Source organism: Corynebacterium meitnerae (assembly GCF_027570075.1).
Lineage (GTDB): Bacteria > Actinomycetota > Actinomycetes > Mycobacteriales > Mycobacteriaceae > Corynebacterium > Corynebacterium meitnerae.
The window spans coordinates 52,046-70,219 of record NZ_JAKMUS010000001.1; the positions used below are offsets into that span (position 1 = coordinate 52,046).

The following is an 18,174-nucleotide window of genomic DNA, read 5'->3' on the forward strand; positions in this document are numbered from 1 at the left end:
GTGGCGGAGAAGAAAAGGAGAGAGGTGGCGAATCGATTGTGGTCGTTGTTAGAGCGACGGGATGTTGGCCAGCAACGACTTGGTGTACTCGTGCTGCGGATTCTCCAAGACCTCGTCCACAGGGCCCTCATCCACAATGACGCCCTTGTTCAGAACTGCCACTCGGGTAGCAATGTGGCGAGCAAGCGCAATGTTGTGAGTGACAAACAGCATGGCCAGGCCACGCTCGTGGCGCAGCTCAGCGAGCAACTGGAGGATATTTGCCTGGACGGAGACGTCGAGGGCCGAGGTGACCTCGTCACACACCAGCACCGAAGGCGTGCTCACGAGGGCGCGACCAATTGCAGCACGCTGACGCTCACCACCGGACAAGTCCCCGGGGCGGCGGTCGTAGAAACTCCGGTCAAGCTGGACAGCCTCCAGCGTTTCCTCAACAATGGCGCGCTGCTCGTCCTTGGACAGCTCATCCGCGATGACCAGCGGGACACTCATGGACTCGCCAATAGTGCGGCGCGGGTTCAGCGAAGAGAAGGGCGACTGGAAGATGTACTGGACATCCTTGCGCTCTGGCAGCGACCGCTTACGGCTGCTGGGAGCCAGCTCCTGTCCACGCAGCAGAACCTGACCCGTGTAGCCATCGTTCAAACCAACGACGGAACGTGACAACGTGGTCTTACCGGAACCAGATTCACCCAGGATCAAGATGGACTCACCGGCTTCCACCTTGAGGTTGATGCCGTGGAGAACCTGGTTGGAGCCGTACGCCATCTCGAGATCACGGACCTCAAGCAACGCACTGTGCTTGGGCATCTCCTCACGTTCCTCGGCAGGAGCAGCCGTGGAGGTGGTGGCGCGTCCGGCGTCTGGCCCTTCACCCCAACGACTGAACCCAGCGATGTCCTTGCGGCCCGCCAAGTCAGGGATAGCAGCAAGCAGCTTCTTGGTGTACGGGTGCTTCGGACTGTACAGAACAGTGTTGTACGGTCCTTCCTCCACGATGTCCCCGCGAAGCATCACGATGACGCGGTCCACGAGCTCCGCCACAACCGCGAGGTCGTGGGTGATGTAAAGGGAAGCAACATCGTTCTTCACCGTCATCGTGCGGATCGTCTTGAGAACGTGATTCTGCGTGGTTACGTCCAGACCTGTGGTGGGCTCATCACAAATGAGCACGTCCGGGTACATGGCAAACGCCATGGCGATACCGACGCGTTGCTGCTGGCCACCAGACAACTGGTGCGGCCATCGGTTCAGGTACTCATCCGTGTCCGGCAAGTCGACGTCGCGCATAACTTCCCGTACGCGGTCTTCCCGTTCCTGCTTGGTAGAGCCGAAGCCGTGAATGTCCAGGACCTCACGGATCTGGTCGCCCACACGCATCGCCGGGTTCAGGCTGAGCGCCGGATCCTGCGGGATGTACGCAACGCGGCCACCACGCAGATCACGCAGCTGATCCTCATTCAGGCTGAAGATATCAATGGACTCACCCTCACGCGTGTGCAACGTGATGGTGCCATCGGTCTTAATCAGGCCGGTGCGGAAGTGCCCCATGGTGGCCAGACCAGCAGTGGTTTTACCGGATCCGGATTCGCCGACGAGGCCGACGATCTCACCGCGGTACAGATCAAAATCCACACCGTGGAGGATCTCAGTGCCGTCGAAAGTAGCCAGACGTAGATCACGGCAGCGGAGCACCAATGTTTCTTCGGTGCGTGGCGGTGGTGTGTACTCGCCCTGCAGGCCGGCAGCAGCCCACAGGCCACCCGCACCGTCAGCTTCTGTCGTGGTGGGGGTCACCAGCGTTGAATCACCGGAGTTCATAGGAGTGGTCATGTTTATGCCTCCTCATTCTGGATCGGCTCGACCTTTTCCTGACGCACGCTTTCGGCCTTTGGACCAGTGCGCTTGATCGGCATAGCGGTCGTTGCGGTTGCCCGTGCAGTGGCGTCTGCGAGCATGTTGGTGCCAATGGTGAGAAGTGCGATGGCAAACACCGGAAGCACAACACCCCATGGCTGGATGGACAGGGCGATGCGGTTCTCATTGATCATCAGGCCCCAGTCCGCCGCCGGAGGCTGGATACCCAGGCCCAAGAAGGACAGGGAAGCGATGGAACCGATTGAGTACGTCAGGCGCAAGCCGGCTTCCACAGACAGCGGGCCGGTGATATTGGGCAGGACTTCCTGGATCAGGATCTTCCAGTGCGGGACGGAGTACATCTGCGCAGCGCGGATGTAGTCCTCGTTCGTCACAGATTGCGTGGAAGCACGTGCGACACGTGCAATACGCGGAGCGTGAGTCAGGCCGATCACCAGCACGAGCACCGTGGCAGACGGACCAAAGATCACAATCGCGAGCATGGCGAAGATGAGCTGCGGGAAAGCCAGGAAGATGTCGTTGATGCGCATGATTACAGCGTCTGTCTTACCGCCTGCGTAACCAGCGATCATGCCCATGATCGTGCCCACGAGCATGCCCAGCACAGTTGCCAGAAATGCCGTGACCAGCAGGAGCAGACCACCGGCGATGAAGCGGGAAGCCACGGAGCGACCGAGGTTGTCCGTACCAAAGAGGGATTCGCTCGTAAACGGCAATCCAAGGAACTCAGTGGTGGAGTATCCCGTGATCTGCTCGGCGAAGAAATATCCCACCACGGTGATCAGAAGCACGATCCCAGTCAGGATCATTCCGACCTTGCCTTCAGGCTGAGCCCAAATGCGTTTGTGGATCGGCGCCGGCTTAGACAGGGATGCCTTGAGCTCGGTGGCGTGCTCTTCCGGAGCATCTACTGGAATTGGCTCCGGAGTCGGGGAGTGTGGATTCAGCTGTGGCTGAGTCATTAGTTGCTCCTTAGCTTCGGGTTGGCCATGATGCTCACCACGTCAGCGAGCAGGTTGACTACGACGTATACGGCGGCGATCAGCAGGGTCACTGCCTGCACCACCTGGACGTCGCGGTAGTTCACGGCGTCGATCATTGCGACGCCAAGACCGGGGTAACGGAAGAGGTATTCGACCACAACGATGCCACCTGCCAACCAAGCCAGCTGGATAGCCACAACCTGAGCAATCGGGCCGATGGCGTGGGGGAGTGCGTGGCGGAAGATCACGCGTCGCTCCGGCACACCCTTGAGGCGGGCCATCTCCACGTAGCCGGAATCGAGGGTTTCAATCATCGTTGCTCGCGTCATACGAGCGATGTACGGACTGACAACGAGGGCCAGCGTCAGCGTAGGCAAGATGAGCTGGGAAGGGTACTGCCATACGGCAGTGCCTGGGGGAGACATGGTCACGGCCGGCAGCACCTTAAACACCGACGTTGCAAACACGGTGATGAGGAGAATACCGATGACGAACTCAGGCATAGCTGCGAGAATCAACGTCACCCACGTGATGGCGCTGTCGCGCTTGTAGCCACGCCACCATGCCGCGTAGACACCAAGCAGGATGCCAGCGGGGATGGCCACCAAAGCGGCGAGCGCCATAAGAATCAGTGAGTTCACCAATGGCTCACCCAGTAGCTCCGACACGGCGGAGCCGGTGGTGGTGGACATACCAAAGTCACCGGTGAGGACACCGCCGAGCCACAGGAAGTATCGCTCAAAAGGACTCTTGTCCAAGTTCATTTGGGCTTCCAGCGCTGCAATGCGCTCCGGTGTGGCCTGTTGCCCCAAGATTGCGCGTGCCGGATCGCCCGGCAGCAGCAGCGTCGCACAGAAAATGATGATGGACACTGCCAGAAGAATGAAGATGCTCAGTCCGAGCCTGCGAAGAATCATTTTGCCCATGGTTTATGCCTCCGCAATCCACATGTCGTAGAAGAGTGCCTGGGACAGCGCAACACCACTCGGATGAGGGCGGGCTCCGCCCACATAGTTGTGGTACGCGTCAATGTTGTTGGGGAAGCCCCAGATGATGTAGCCACCGCGGTCGTAGAACTCCTTTTGCAGCTCCTTGATCCGCTTGGCGCGCTCACGGTCATCGGCGATGGAACGTGCCTCAATGGTCCTCGCCGTGAAGTCTTCATCCACCCAGTGCGTCTCATTGAACGGTGCATCCGCGGTTGCACAGCGGTTGACCTGCTCGAGGAAGTTACGGGTGTAGTAGAAGGACTGGGAGAACGGGTAGGACAAGTAGTTGCCCTCCGCCCAGAAGGTGGTGGAATCCACCTGGTTAATCTTCACGCGAATACCGGCTTCACGCACCTGCTCCGCGTAGACCTGTGCGGCACGAATAGCGCCGGATGCGATCTCGGAGGTGTTCAACTCAACGTCGATGCCATCGGGATAGCCAGCCTCGGCGAGGAGACGCTTAGCTTCTTCAATGTTCTGCTCGCGTTGCGGGAATTCATGCGGGTATGCCGGGTCATACAGTGCGAACATGTCGTTTCCTACCTGGCCTTCGCCGGAGAAAACCTGGTTGACCATGCCAGGGCGGTCAGCTGCCAAACGCATTGCCTGGCGCACACGCTCATCATCAAACGGCTCGACATCCACACGGATAGTGAATGGCAGCCACATTCCGGTTTCAGAGCTGACCACGTTCAAACGCGGATCCGCCTCAATGACGCGGACGAGTGCGTGGTTCAGAGCACCGATGCCATCAACCTGGGAGGACAGCAGCGCGTTGAGCATGGCATCTTCTTGGTAGAAGTCGATGACATGCACGGCATCCAGATTGGCTGGGCCCTCGAAGTAATGCTCATTGCGCTCCATCGAGGTCGAGCGACCAGGGCTGAAGTTGGTCAGCTTGAACGGGCCTGCACCGATCGGATTCTTCGGGTCGTAGTCCTCTGGCACGATGCCCATCTGGTACTCAGCCAGGGTGTCCACGAAGACCGCGTCGGCATGGGAGAGCTTGATTACCAGCGTGCGATCGTCGAGAATCTCCAGCGCCTCAACGTGAGCGATGGAACCAGCGCCGTTCTTGGGATCCTCCGGATCGCCAATACGCTCAAGCGTCGCCACAACATCCTGCGGGCGGACCGGGCGGCCGTCAGAGAACTTAATGCCGTCACGGAGCACCACAGTCCACTCGGTGGCTGCCTCATTCGACTCAATTGACTCTGCCAAACGGTATTCCAGCTCATAGTCATACCCACGGCGGACAAGCAGCTCATAGAGGTTGACAACACGGGCGGCGTCACTGGCACTGGCAGGAATGTGCGCATCCACCGTGTCAGCAGTGGAGCCACCAACCAGACCGACTCGCAGGGTGCCGCCCTTTTGCGGTGGGCCGGACGTATCAATCTGTTCGGCCGGCGGCTGCGCGGAACAGGAGGCGAGAACGCCTGTCGCCCCTGCGACTGCCGTGGCGCCGAACAGTTGCCGGCGTGTGAGGTCAATCATCGTGCGTAATTCTCCTTAGCTTGTGGTGCAGCCGATACGAGTTCTTTCGCATCCGGCTGCGTGATCCACGTGTTCAGGTATGCAGTGACAGCTTCTTTTGCAGCAGCAGGAGTGAGGACGCCAGCGAGCATGCGTACGCCAAGACCGTCGATCATCGCGGTGATTGCGTTGATCATGGCGTCAGGATCCCCGCCGGTGAAACGGCCAGTGGCCATCCCGTCATCAATGATGCTGTGCATTTGCTTTTGCCACCGTGCATAAGCCACCGCAGTGGCGCGTTTCGCGTCCTCAAAAGACGCGGACGAAGCCCAAAACTGCGCCCACGTTGTCCACTCCTGGAATGATTCGTCTGACCCATCTAGCGTCACGCTTGCGAAGGTAAGCAGGCGTTCTGCCGGATCAGCGATCTCAGACACGAATGCACGTCGGCCAGCTGCTTGTTCAGAGCACCGGTCGAGCGTGGCAATGAAGATCTCATTCTTGGAATGGAAGTAGTAGTGGACTGCCGAGGTGGAAATCCCGGCGTTTCGGGCGATATCGGCGATGGTGACCGCCTGATATCCGCGAGAAGTGAACAGCGGCCAGGCCGTGTCCACAATCTTCCGTCGGCGACGCGCGAACTCCTCACCAGATTGGCGCGGGTTCGGTGTTGCGGTGACGTTTTTCGGCGATGGTCGTAAGGCTTCCGCATCTACACCTGTTAGCTCCGCAAGTCGCTCAAGCTCGGTCTGGCTAAAACGCCTGACTCCGGAAAGAGACTTGGAAAGCTTCGAAGCGTCGATGCCTAGATACGCAGCCACCTCGTTATGCCGCAGACCCGAAGCAGTGATCGCTTCGCGCGCGGCTAACTGGGGTGAATGCAAGACCATAGAGGCAAGCTTAGATATAGCTGTGAAAAGATCGCAACAATTTGAACGCGGTTCAGGTCATAATTCGCAATTGATGGCTCGCCGCGCGGCGCCGCGGTGCGGATGTCTCTATAGACTGGCGGGCATGGCTTTTGCTGCTGAACATCCTGTTTTGTCCCACTCTGAGTTTCGTCCAGTGGGTGAAGTGGAGCGCTCAGACAAATTGTTTGAGGTCGTCTCCGAATTTGAGCCCTCCGGTGACCAGCCGGCCGCGATCAAGGAACTGGATGAACGGCTTCGCGCGGGGGAGCCGGATGTGGTTCTCATGGGTGCCACCGGTACCGGTAAGTCAGCGACCGCTGCTTGGCTGATTGAGAAGCAGCAGCGCCCGACACTTGTGATGGCACCGAATAAGACGTTGGCGGCACAGTTAGCCACGGAGCTGCGGGAGCTGCTGCCGAATAACGCGGTGGAGTACTTCGTCTCTTATTACGACTACTACCAACCAGAGGCGTATATCGCGCAGACGGATACATACATTGAGAAGGATTCGTCCATTAATGATGACGTGGAGCGCCTGCGCCACTCCGCGACGTCAGCACTGCTGAGTCGCCGTGACGTTGTCGTGGTGTCCTCCGTGTCCTGTATCTACGGCCTGGGCACGCCGCAGTCCTACCTGGACCGTTCGCTTCTTCTGCGCGTGGGCGAGGAAATCGAGCGTGATCGCTTCCTGCGCCTGCTCGTGGATGTGCAGTATGAGCGCAATGACGTGGACTTCAAACGCGGCACATTCCGCGTGAAGGGTGACACCGTGGACATCATCCCGGCGTATGAGGAAGTGGCCGTCCGCGTGGAGTTTTTCGGTGACGAGGTGGATGCGCTCTACTACATCCACCCTCTCACCGGCGACGTGCTTCAGCAGCGTGATGAACTGCGTATCTTCCCAGCAACGCACTACGTGGCCACGGAAGAGCGCATGGAAAAGGCGATTGAAGCCATCAAGGAGGAACTCGCGGACCGCCTGGAGGATCTGGAAAACCGCGGCAAGCTCCTCGAGGCCCAGCGCCTTCGCATGCGCACGGAATATGACCTTGAGATGATCCAGCAGGTCGGTTTCTGCTCCGGCATTGAGAACTATTCGCGGCATATCGACGGACGTGAGGCCGGCTCGGCACCCGCAACCCTCATCGACTACTTCCCGGAAGACTTCCTCACCATCATCGATGAGTCTCACGTGACCGTGCCGCAGATCGGCGGCATGTACGAAGGCGATATGTCGCGCAAGCGCAACTTGGTGGAGTTCGGCTTCCGTCTTCCTTCAGCCGTGGACAACCGCCCGCTGACTTTCGATGAGTTCGAAGAACGCGTTGGTCAGACTGTGTACATGTCCGCTACGCCGGGTGATTATGAGTTGGAGGCTGCCAGCGGTGAATTCGTTGAGCAGGTGATTCGCCCGACTGGCCTTGTTGATCCGAAGGTGAACGTCCGCCCGACGAAGGGGCAGATTGATGATCTGATCCATGAGATCCGTGAGCGCACGAAGAAGGATGAACGCGTCCTTGTCACGACGTTGACGAAGCGGATGGCGGAGGACCTGACGGATTACTTACTGGATAACGGCATTAATGTGCGTTACCTCCACTCAGATATTGATACGTTGCAGCGTGTTGAGCTTCTGCGCCAGTTGCGTTTGGGTGAGTATGACGTCCTCGTGGGCATCAACTTGCTGCGTGAGGGCCTTGATCTCCCGGAGGTCTCCCTCGTGGCCATCCTCGATGCAGATAAAGAAGGTTTCCTGCGTTCGACGAAGTCCCTGATTCAGACGATCGGCCGCGCCGCACGAAATGTGTCGGGCGAGGTCATCATGTACGCGGACAACATCACGGACTCCATGCGTGAGGCGATTGATGAAACGGAGCGTCGTCGCGAGAAGCAGATTGCCTACAACAAGGAGCACGGGATTGATCCGCAGCCGTTGCGGAAGAAGATCGCGGACATCCTCGATGAGGTCTATGAGCGCAACGGTGAGGAGCGCGGTTCGGCGGACGAGACGCTCGCCAGCGACACAGCGATGATCGAGGGCCGCGACACGTCATCGATGGCGTCGGAAGAGATTCAGAAGCTTATCGACGATCTGACGGCCCAAATGACCGCCGCCGCCCGAGAGCTGAAGTTCGAGTTGGCGGGACGGCTGCGTGATGAGATCGCGGATCTGCGTAAGGAGCTCCGCGGCGTGAAGGATGCAGGCATCTAATCCGCGTGTGACGCGAGTGTATATAGTGGCCACAGAAGGCATGGTCTGGGAGCAGACCGAGGAGACGCGAAAGGCGCAACATGAGCAAGTACAACACTGTTGTTGTTGGCACGGACGGTTCTAACTCTTCGATGCTGGCGGTGGAGCGTGCGGCAGAGATTGCTTCGGCGTTCAATTCCACGCTTGTTATCGGCTGCGCGTACTACGAATCCGAAGAGGATGTTGCGGGTGCTCTCCGCCAGGATTCGAATACGATTCTGGGTGGTGAGACGGCGAAGGAGAACCTCTCTGCCGCTGTTGAGCACGCGAAGAAGCATGGTGCTCCCGAGGTGCTCACTGCCGTTCGTTCCGGCACCCCGGTCGAAGCGCTCATGGCCATCGTGACGGAGCACAATGCGGATCTCCTCGTTGTGGGTAACCGCGGCATCAACTCCCTGACTGGTCGCCTGTTGGGCTCCGTCCCGGCAGACGTTGCACGTCAGTCGGACTGTGACGTCATGATTGTTCACACCGTCTCTTAGAGCTCGCCGATGATGGTGAGCGTCTGAGTGGCGCGCGTTAGCGCCACGTACAGGTCTTGATGCCCCTGCGGGGAAGCCGCGATAATCTCGTGTGGCTTATCGACGATGACGTGGTCGAACTCAAGCCCCTTCACCTCAGCCACATTGTCTTTGGTGACCACCGCTACGAGTCCACCGAGCTGTTCTAGCTCCGCACGGACCGTGGCGGTTTCTGTGTCTTCGGGGAGGAAACGCACAGGCTGTCCGGATGAACGCACAGTGACAGCTGGCTGAGCATCGGGGTCGATGGCAGCCAGTACCTCGTCGGCTACTTCCATAATCTCGGCTGGCGTGCGGTAGTTTACGGTGAGTTCGTGGGAGACAAAGCGTTGACCGACGAATGGTTCGAGTGCAGCCGACCAATCATCCACGCCAGCAGGGGAGGAAGTCTGTGCCGTGTCTCCAACCAGCGTCATCCACTTTGCTGGGCAGCGCCTGAAGACCATGCGCCACTCCATCGGCGTGAGCTCCTGGGCTTCATCGACGATGACGTGGCCGTAGGCCCATGTCATATCCGTGGCCGCACGTTCAGCCGTTGAACGGACATCAGTTTCCCGCTGACGGCTAGCGAGGGTCTCCGCGTCGATGATGTCGTGCGCAGAGAGGATCTCTGCCTCGAATTCATCGTCCGTATCCGTGTTGGCTGAAGACGCCAGGATATCCAGAGCGTCCTCTGCATCCGCGACGAGTTCACGCCACTGTTTCTCAGCCTTCTCCGCTTCGTCCGCGGGGGTGGGAATGCCGATGAGGGTATACAACTCGTCGATAAGCGCCGTGTCCGATGCAGTGAACGCACACCCATCTTCGCGGTAGAGCGCGTCCTGCGTTTCCTCGTCATAGTCGTACGCAGCTGCACTGATGGCAGCGCGGCTGCTCAGAAAGTCGGCGAGGACCTCGACTGGATTGAGAATAGGGAAGTAGGTGTCAATGAGGTCAGCTACCTGTTGTTCTTCAGCAAGGTCATCGTGGAGTTGATCCACGTCTGCCGCTGAAAGCAGATTAGCCCCACCCAGTGGGTCCGCACCGATGCGTTCTGCCAGGGCTTCAGCAAGTAGCTGAGTCAACGCTTCAGCGAAGACCGGCTGAGCCTCGTTGTGTGGCTTCCGGCTCCTGCGGGCACGCGTCCGCGCCGCGGTGATCATCTGCGGGGTAGCGGCGATATCAATGCCGTCGATCCTGAGCGGAATGTCCTCCTTGGGCACCAGCTGATAGTTCCGTACAGCCCTAGACAGAATCGTGACCATCTCTTCGGAGCCTTTCACCTCCCGCGTGAGAAGGTCATCGGTGCCTGCTGGTGTGAAGCCAGGGACAAGGTCTTGGGCGGTACTCAGCACCACACCTGTCTCGCCGAGTTCCGGCAACACGCGTGAGATGTAATCGAGGAATGTCCGGTTTGGGCCAACGATGAGCACACCCGTACGCGCTAATTGGTCCCGCCAGGTGTACAGCAGGTAAGCGATGCGGTGTAGGGCAACCGCGGTTTTTCCAGTTCCGGGACCACCGGCCACTACCAGCACGCCGCGGGTTTTATCGCGGATGATTTGGTCCTGCTCGCGCTGAATGGTTTCCACGATGGACTGCATGTGTCCGGTACGCGGCGCATTCATGGCTCGCAGCAAGGCGGCCTCACTCGCAACTCCGGAATCTGCCCCGGCATTGTCGGCGCCCGGGCCACTCAACACATCATCATCAACTGCCGTGACAGTCCTGCCGCGCATGCGGATGTTGCGGCGGGAGACAACGCCCTCAGGATGAGCCGTGGTGGCAAGGTAGTAAGGCCGTGCCATGGGGGCACGCCAATCAAGGAGCAAGGTGCGGTAATCATCGTCCCTGTCATCCATGCCCATGCGGCCGATGTAGCGGCGATCCTGGTGTGGTTTGCCTGGGACGGGGTTCTCCGGGGAGTCATCCTCAACGTCGATTCGCCCGAACACCAGGCCGGTCTCCGCAATATTGAGCGCGTCTAGTTTTGCGTTAAGCCCGTGGTATTCGGTCTCACGCCGCACAAGCGCATCTGCATCCGGGTTATCCGGATCCACATCCCGCTGAACAGCCTCAAGGCGTTGCTGCGCAGACGACACTTCGCGGTCCAGGTGAGCAAAGAGCACATCCACATGGGATTGCTCCTGCTTTACAGTCTCCTGGGATTCCAGGGAAGAGGCGCCGGACTGATCAGCCACTACGCGTACGCTCCTTTGCTCGGGGTTTCGTGTGCAAACAGCAACAGACGAGTCTAGCGGGAAATAAAAAACAGTCCCACGGCTGGAAAACCAGCGGCGGGACTGTCGCGCTATGAAGCGGAAAAGAAACTACTTGAGCTTCTTCTGTGCCTTCTTCACGGCCTTCTTAGCAGTCTTCTCTGCCTTCTTGACCTTCTTCTTCAGCTTGCGCTTCTGGCAGCGGCTCGGTGCAGCGTCCAGGTTGTCAAAAGCATCCTGCAGGCTGTTGATCGCATCCTGTGCGGTCTTCTGAGCCTTCGCAGCGCTCTTCTTCACCTTGCGCTTTGCCTTGAACTTATCCAGAGCAGACGGGCCGAACTCATCCAGGGAGCCCTGCAGGTCGCTGACAACAGCGTTGACCTTGCGCTTCGCCTTGAACTTGTCCAGAGCAGACGGCTGCAGGTCCTCAAAACGGTCCTGGACGTCACCGAAGTGGTCCTGGACGTCGCCGATCAGGCCCTTCACCTGGCGCTTTGCCTTGAACTTCTGGAACTTGGAGGGCTTGAGGTCCTTGTAGGTGTCCTCGGCCCAGCCAGCTGCATCATTAGCAACGTCGGTTGCCTTGTCAGCCCACTTCTCAGCGGTCTTCTTCCAGTCACCCTTGTTGTCATCGACGTAGTCTGCCACCTGGTGAGCAGCCTGCTGAGCGGACTCAGCAACAGTCTCACGGGTGTCCTGGAACCACTCGCTGGCCTTCTTCAGAGCCTTCTCGGACTCAGACTGAGTCGGCAGAGCCTGCTGGATGTTCTTCTTGGAGCGCTTCGCAGCGTCCTGAGCGCGCCATGCCAGACCGGGCTTGCCCTCGGTGTCAGCCGCAGCGATCAGCACGCCACCCAGCAGAGCAACGTTGGTCAGAGCACCGTTGCGCTGGCGAGCCTTCTCAGACTCGTTCTTTGCCTCCCAGAACGCATTGCGGCCGAGCAGCGTGGCTACAGAGGAGCCAGCCAGCAGGGCAGCGGACAGGCGCGGAGCCTTGCCCAGTGCGAACGTGGAGCCGGCACCGATCTTCACGCCGCCGCCGATCTTCGCCAGGGTCTCCGGGTCCGAAGGGATAAAGCTGGCGTACTGAGCCGGCAGCACCGACTTGAGAGCGCCGGCTACCTTCTCAGCGCCCTTGGCGTGCTCGGAAGCCTTGGTGACCGTGTTGACGCCATCTGCAATGTACACAGAGGCGAGCATCGGTCGAGCTAGTTTGCGGATCATACTCACGTATCCTTCTCTCATTCGGGAATTGTCCGTGCCATCCACTGTAGACGGATTTCGCACGATAGGACGGCAAAATTCACCAGCGGCGGTTCCACCACTCCTCAAGATGAGGCCTTTCCTCACCCAATGTGGTCGGCTTTCCATGGCCAGGGCGCACGATGGCTTCGTCGGGATATTGGTCAAATAGTTTCTCTTTCACATCGGTGAACAGGCGAACAAAATCACCCTCGCCGTTCGTGCCGCCCACACCGCCAGGGAAGAGGGAATCGCCGACGAAGAGGTTCATCGTGCCATCGATCTCCGCAGCAAATGCAGCGCCGCCGGGCGTGTGCCCGCGGAGAATATGGACGGGGAATGAGTGGCCGGCAAAGTCCAACGTGTCACCATCATTCAGTTCGCGTTCGGGGGGTACCGGCAGAGCGGGTGCATCTAAGAAGGAACCCCAATGGGTCGCGCCCGTTGCTTCGAGGATCTCCGGCAACGCACCCACGTGGTCAGCATGCCGGTGTGTGGTCAACACATCGGTGATGCGCACCCCAGCGGACTCGGCCATGGCGAGGAGAGTGGCGGGCTCCGCAGCAGCGTCGACAAGCAATCCCTGCTCGCCACACGCCAACAGGTAGCAATTGTTATCCATCTCAGACACGGAGACACTATGGAGCGTTAGAGCATTCATGCAGCCCACTCTAACGGTGCGCGGTGTAGTGAGCTTGTCAGCGCTGCTGGAATGATTCGCATGAGCGTGACGTTGGTATCTTTGTTCGAGGACCCATTTCGGATTCACCTTTTAACTAATGCAAGGGGATGCACTGCCTGTGGCTGAGAAGCTGATTGTCCGCGGAGCACGCGAACATAACCTCAAGGGAATAGACATTGAACTACCCCGCGACAAGATGGTGGTGTTCACCGGCCTGTCTGGTTCCGGCAAGTCCTCCCTTGCCTTTGACACGATCTTCGCGGAAGGGCAACGCCGCTACGTCGAGTCTTTGAGCTCCTATGCACGCATGTTCTTGGGGCAGATGGACAAGCCAGATGTGGATTACATCGACGGCTTGAGCCCGGCAGTGTCCATTGATCAAAAGTCGACGAACCGTAACCCGCGTTCAACGGTTGGAACGATCACGGAGATTTATGACTACTTGCGTCTTCTGTACTCGCGCGCAGGTACGGCACACTGCCCGGTGTGTGACGCGGTGATTGACCGGCAAACTCCTCAGCAGATCGTTGACCAGGTGATGGACAACCCGGAGCCCACCAAGTTTCAGGTGCTCGCTCCGATTGTGCGTAAGCGCAAAGGCGAGTTCGTTGACCTCTTCGCGGACCTGGCAGCGCAGGGCTATGCGCGTGTGAATGTTGACGGTGAGACGTATCCGCTGAACGATCCGCCGAAGCTGCAGAAACAGATCAAGCACGACATTGACGTTGTGGTGGATCGACTCACTGTGAAGGAAAGCCAGAAGCAGCGCCTTACTGACTCCGTGGAAACTGCTCTTAAGCTTGCCGACGGGCTGGTGGCCTTCGACTGGGTTGAAAAAGATGCCGATGATCCGGAGCGCGTGGAGATCTTCTCCGAGAAGATGGCGTGTCCGAATGGCCACACCCTCGGCGTGGAGGAATACGAGCCCCGTGCGTTTTCCTTCAACTCACCCTTCGGTGCTTGTCCGGCATGTGATGGTTTGGGTACCCGCGCGGAGATTGACACTGACTTGGTTATTCCGGATCCGGATGTGCCGGCAGTGGATGCGTTCCAGCCGTGGAACTCCAGCCCGAACAAGGGCTACTTTGCCAAGCTCATCGTCGCTTTGGCGAAGGAGGAGGGCTTTGACCCGGAAGCACCGCTGTCGAGCCTGAAGAAGAGCCACCGCGACGCACTGATCAACGGTACAGATACAAAGGTCTCCGTCCGATACAAGAACCGCTACGGCCGCCAGCGTTCTTTCACTGCTGCCTTCGAGGGCGTGCGGGGATACCTCCACCGCAAGATCGAGCAGTCTGATTCAGAGCACACGAAGGAACGCTTCATGGCGTACACCCGTGACGTGGCGTGCCCGACATGTCACGGTGCGCGTTTGAAGCCGGAGATCCTGGCGGTGCGCTTGGCGTCCACCACGCACGGTGAGAAGTCCATCGCCGGCTTGACGGAGCTGTCCATTGAGGAAGCGTCGACGTACTTGGACAACCTCGTTCTTGGTTACCGCGAAGAGATGATTGCTGGGGCTGTGTTGCGTGAGATTCAGGCACGGCTGCACTTCTTGCTGGACGTGGGTCTGAACTACCTCACGCTGTCCCGCTCAGCTGGCACGTTGTCCGGCGGTGAGGCACAGCGTATCCGTCTGGCTACTCAGATTGGTTCTGGCCTGGCTGGCGTGCTGTATGTGCTGGATGAGCCTTCCATTGGTCTGCACCAGCGCGATAACCAGCGCCTCATTGCCACCTTGAAGAAGCTGCGCGATATTGGCAACACCCTTGTTGTGGTTGAGCACGATGAGGACACGATCCGTGAAGCAGACTGGCTCATTGACATCGGTCCGCTCGCCGGTGAATACGGCGGGGAAGTGGTCTACCAAGGTCCGCCGAAGGGAATCCTGAAGGCAAAGAATTCGCTGACCGGTGACTATCTTTCCGGCAAGAAGGAAATCGCTGTCCCTGAATCTCGGCGTCCACGCGACAGGGACCGTCAGCTCAAAATTGTGGGCGCTCGGGAAAACAACCTTGACAATGTCTCGGTGGACATTCCGCTTGGCGTGCTTGTTTCCGTCACCGGCGTGTCTGGTTCCGGCAAGTCCACGTTGGTCAACCAGATTCTGGCCAAGACCCTGCAGAACCGACTCAACGGTGCTCGCCAGGTCCCAGGTCGTGTGAAGAAGGTGGACGGACTCGAGCATCTGGACAAGCTTGTGCAGGTGGATCAGTCGCCGATCGGCCGCACCCCGCGCTCCAACCCGGCAACGTACACGGGTGTATTTGACAAGATCCGTACTCTGTTCGCGGAAACGCAGGAGGCAAAAGTCCGTGGATACAAGGCGGGACGCTTCTCCTTCAATGTGAAGGGTGGGCGCTGTGAGGCGTGTCGCGGTGACGGCACCATCAAGATTGAGATGAACTTCCTGCCGGACGTTTATGTCCCGTGTGAGGTGTGTGGCGGTGCCCGCTACAACCGCGAGACGCTTGAGGTCCGCTACAAGGGTAAGAACATCGCGGAAGTATTGGACATGCCCATCAGTGAGGCAACCGAGTTCTTCGAGCCGATCACGTCGATTCACCGTTATTTGCAGACGCTTTGCGACGTGGGCTTGGGCTACGTCCGCCTTGGCCAGGCCGCCACGACGTTGTCGGGCGGTGAGGCGCAGCGTGTGAAGCTGGCGGCCGAACTTCAGAAGCGGTCCAATGGTCGGACCATTTACATCCTCGATGAGCCGACCACCGGCCTCCACTTCGAGGACATCCGGAAACTCATGCTGGTGCTCAACGGACTCGTGGACAAGGGCAACTCTGTTCTTGTCATTGAACACAACCTCGATGTGATCAAGTGTGCTGACTGGATCATCGATATGGGGCCCGAAGGTGGCTCCGGCGGCGGCACTGTCGTCGCAGAAGGCACCCCGGAGGACGTGGCAAAGGTGAAGGGGTCCTTCACTGGCCAATTCCTCAGCAACCTTGTCTAGTTGCTGGCGGGCTGCGTCTCGGTGAATGTCTGCCCGGTGTTCTTCTGCTGCTGTGCACCCTTAATTGCAACTGCAATGAGGATCAGGCCGCAGACGATGAAGGTGAGCACCCGCGGGATGCCACCGAGCGCCGCCATGTCGAAGAGAACAAGCTTGACGGTTGCCACAATGGCCACGAACAAACCAGCTGTCCGCATGGTCTTGGCGTCCATGGTGCCGGGGCGCTTGAGCAGGAGCCAGGAGGCCGCAGCCATCCAGGAGATGGACACGAGCATGTGTCCGTTGTAGAAGCCCAATCGAGAGGTCTCTAGGTAGGGGCTTGACGGATCTGCGAAGAGCGCGTTGATGTGGCCCAAGACTGCAGAGATGGTCACCACCGACACCATCTCTAGCAGCAGACCGTAAGCAGCGAAGGCACCTCGCGCTTGGATTGGCAGACTGCGCCACAGGGTTGTGCGTGTGGCCGCGATGATGATCAAGACTGCCAGCGCGAGGCCCTGGATGAGGCCGAACCAAGACCAGCGGGTGATGGCAGATGGGAACAAGGTGTTCTCAAGCATGGGCAGAATGGCGATGAAGAGCATCAATGCCCAGCTGGAAAGAACGGCAACTCTGTTCATGGGCAAGCGGTGAAGGAGCAGCAGCACCACGATCGCTACAGCGAAGAAGATGAGTACTGAAACTGCCTCAGATTGAGTGTGCTGCAGCTCGAAATCTTGGGTGTCCACAACGGGCCGGAAGAGAGTGAACGGCAAGGTGATGAACCAGCCGGTAATGAGATCCGCTGCGCGCTGTGCGTTGTCCTTCGGACGAAGAACAGTGACCAGGACGGTCACAGCAGTGGCAGTGAGGAATGGCAGCCATACACCCGCGTCATGGAGCAGCGTGTAGGAAGCCAGCAAGATCGCCGCGGGTGCAACAACTGCCGGAACAATGCTCTGGGCCCGCGTTGTACTTGTTGGGGCGAAGAAGATCTCGCCGATGACCAGCAGCACGAGACCGATCAGCGGTACAGCGAGGACAAAACTGATCGGCTCAACCGGTTGTTCTAGGTAAGTCGCCCGCAACTCCGCAGGCGACGACAGTGCGCCCGTTTGCCATGCGAGCAGTACACCTGCGGCGCTGCGCACGATGGCAAGGAAGCGGGAGTCCGACCCCTTAGACATTGGCCACGTCAGCAGGATCACCGCGATCGGCGCGACCAAGATGAGCGCATTAGCCAGGTAGTCCAGGCTGAGAAGGGGGAATGTGTAGAACACCAGAATGATGCACATAGCCAGAACCAATGGAAGGTTCTTTCGCCAGTGTGCAAGCGCCAAGTACCCCAACCAGAGGACGAGGAAGATGACCACACAACTGAGGGGCTTTAGCCACTCTTGTGCAGCATAGGCGTACCACAGGTCCAAAATGAGGATGAGGAATGAGGTCACATACAGCGCCATCACACCAGCGCTCGTTCCCTTACGCTGATCCACACGAATGCCCACGCCGAGTAGGACGAATGCGAGAAGAGCCGCTCCCACTACGCGGCCAACCGGGCCAAGCAGGCCAGTTTGAATAGCCAGCGCGATGCCGAAGCTCGCACCCACGAAGGTGATGATCGAGCCGATGACAGCAGCCCAACGCATCACCTGCTGCTCGGTTGTCAGCTTTGGTTTGGGGGGCTTCGGTGGCTTTTGCGGCTGCTGCACCTGGTGCGGTGGCTGAGGTGGCATCGGCGCCCCAGCCATTGCCGGCGGCCGTAGTACGGGTGCCGGTGCGGGCACCGGAACGTCAGCTACCGGGGCGGGGCTGAGGTGGTTGAGGGTTGCCTGTATATCGTCGATAAGCATCTGCGAACGCGCAGTGCTGGCGCGGAGCTCACCGAGTTTTCGGCGAACATCCGTGAGGATCTCGTCTCGTGAGTGGTGCATGGTCGGGCCTCCTCATCATGTTTCTGACTATTTTGACGATGCTAAGCATCAGATGGTTTCATGCAGGGGCGAAAAGTTACTGTGTTGTGACATTCCTGGGTGTGACATTCTTGAATTGAGTGTTCAGACCACCGATTTAGTAACGCCATGGTGAGGATCGAG

General features: G+C 58.9%; 12 protein-coding genes. 3 read left to right on the plus strand and 9 right to left on the minus strand.

The window, feature by feature from the left end; all coding sequences use genetic code 11:
* Positions 1 to 48: 48 nt before the first annotated feature.
* Genes L8U60_RS00260 through L8U60_RS00280 form a run of 5 tightly spaced genes read right to left on the minus strand, consistent with a single transcriptional unit; the run spans position 49 to position 6,216 of the window.
* Positions 49 to 1,833 (minus strand): ABC transporter ATP-binding protein, encoded by a 1,785-nt coding sequence (locus L8U60_RS00260; protein ID WP_269964389.1) that lies wholly within the window; start codon positions 1,831 to 1,833, stop codon positions 49 to 51.
* Positions 1,834 to 1,835: 2 nt separating this feature from the next.
* A complete protein-coding gene (locus L8U60_RS00265; RefSeq protein WP_269964390.1) occupies positions 1,836 to 2,840 on the minus strand; it encodes an ABC transporter permease in 1,005 nt (334 codons plus the stop codon).
* Positions 2,840 to 3,787, minus strand: a complete 948-nt coding sequence (locus L8U60_RS00270) for an ABC transporter permease (protein WP_269964391.1) — start codon at positions 3,785 to 3,787, stop codon at positions 2,840 to 2,842. Before L8U60_RS00270 ends, L8U60_RS00265 begins: the two co-directional genes overlap by 1 nt.
* Positions 3,788 to 3,790: 3 nt before the next feature.
* Positions 3,791 to 5,347, minus strand: a complete 1,557-nt coding sequence (locus tag L8U60_RS00275) for an ABC transporter substrate-binding protein (protein WP_269964392.1) — start codon at positions 5,345 to 5,347, stop codon at positions 3,791 to 3,793.
* Positions 5,344 to 6,216 carry a TetR family transcriptional regulator C-terminal domain-containing protein gene (locus tag L8U60_RS00280; protein WP_269964393.1) on the minus strand — a complete coding sequence of 291 codons (873 nt, stop codon included), beginning with the start codon at positions 6,214 to 6,216 and terminating at the stop codon, positions 5,344 to 5,346. The genes L8U60_RS00275 and L8U60_RS00280 overlap by 4 nt, the downstream gene beginning before the upstream one ends.
* 124 nt (positions 6,217 to 6,340) lie before the next feature.
* Between L8U60_RS00280 and uvrB the strand changes: the two genes are divergently transcribed.
* Positions 6,341 to 8,449 (plus strand): excinuclease ABC subunit UvrB, encoded by a 2,109-nt coding sequence (gene uvrB, locus L8U60_RS00285; protein ID WP_269964394.1) that lies wholly within the window; start codon positions 6,341 to 6,343, stop codon positions 8,447 to 8,449.
* A gap of 80 nt (positions 8,450 to 8,529) precedes the next feature.
* Positions 8,530 to 8,970, plus strand: coding sequence for a universal stress protein (locus L8U60_RS00290; protein WP_269964395.1), 441 nt, complete (start codon positions 8,530 to 8,532; stop codon positions 8,968 to 8,970).
* On the opposite strand, the gene L8U60_RS00295 is transcribed toward L8U60_RS00290, so the two are convergent.
* From L8U60_RS00295 to L8U60_RS00305, 3 genes are all read right to left on the minus strand, one after another.
* Positions 8,967 to 11,189: a HelD family protein gene (locus L8U60_RS00295; RefSeq protein WP_269964396.1), complete on the minus strand. Its 2,223-nt coding sequence runs from the start codon at positions 11,187 to 11,189 to the stop codon at positions 8,967 to 8,969. The genes L8U60_RS00290 and L8U60_RS00295 overlap by 4 nt on opposite strands.
* Positions 11,190 to 11,318: 129 nt before the next feature.
* On the minus strand, positions 11,319 to 12,431 hold the full coding sequence (locus tag L8U60_RS00300) for a DoxX family protein (RefSeq protein ID WP_269964397.1): 1,113 nt from the start codon (positions 12,429 to 12,431) through the stop codon (positions 11,319 to 11,321).
* Between the two features lie 79 nt (positions 12,432 to 12,510).
* A complete protein-coding gene (locus L8U60_RS00305) occupies positions 12,511 to 13,110 on the minus strand; it encodes an MBL fold metallo-hydrolase (RefSeq protein WP_269964398.1) in 600 nt (199 codons plus the stop codon).
* A gap of 139 nt (positions 13,111 to 13,249) precedes the next feature.
* Here L8U60_RS00305 and uvrA point away from each other — a divergent pair, with 139 nt between their 5' ends.
* Positions 13,250 to 16,099, plus strand: coding sequence for an excinuclease ABC subunit UvrA (gene uvrA, locus L8U60_RS00310; protein ID WP_269964399.1), 2,850 nt, complete (start codon positions 13,250 to 13,252; stop codon positions 16,097 to 16,099).
* Here uvrA and L8U60_RS00315 read toward each other — a convergent pair.
* Positions 16,096 to 18,012 carry a DUF2339 domain-containing protein gene (locus tag L8U60_RS00315; protein WP_269964400.1) on the minus strand — a complete coding sequence of 639 codons (1,917 nt, stop codon included), beginning with the start codon at positions 18,010 to 18,012 and terminating at the stop codon, positions 16,096 to 16,098. The two genes, uvrA and L8U60_RS00315, sit on opposite strands and share 4 nt — an antisense overlap.
* Positions 18,013 to 18,174 lie beyond the last annotated feature (162 nt).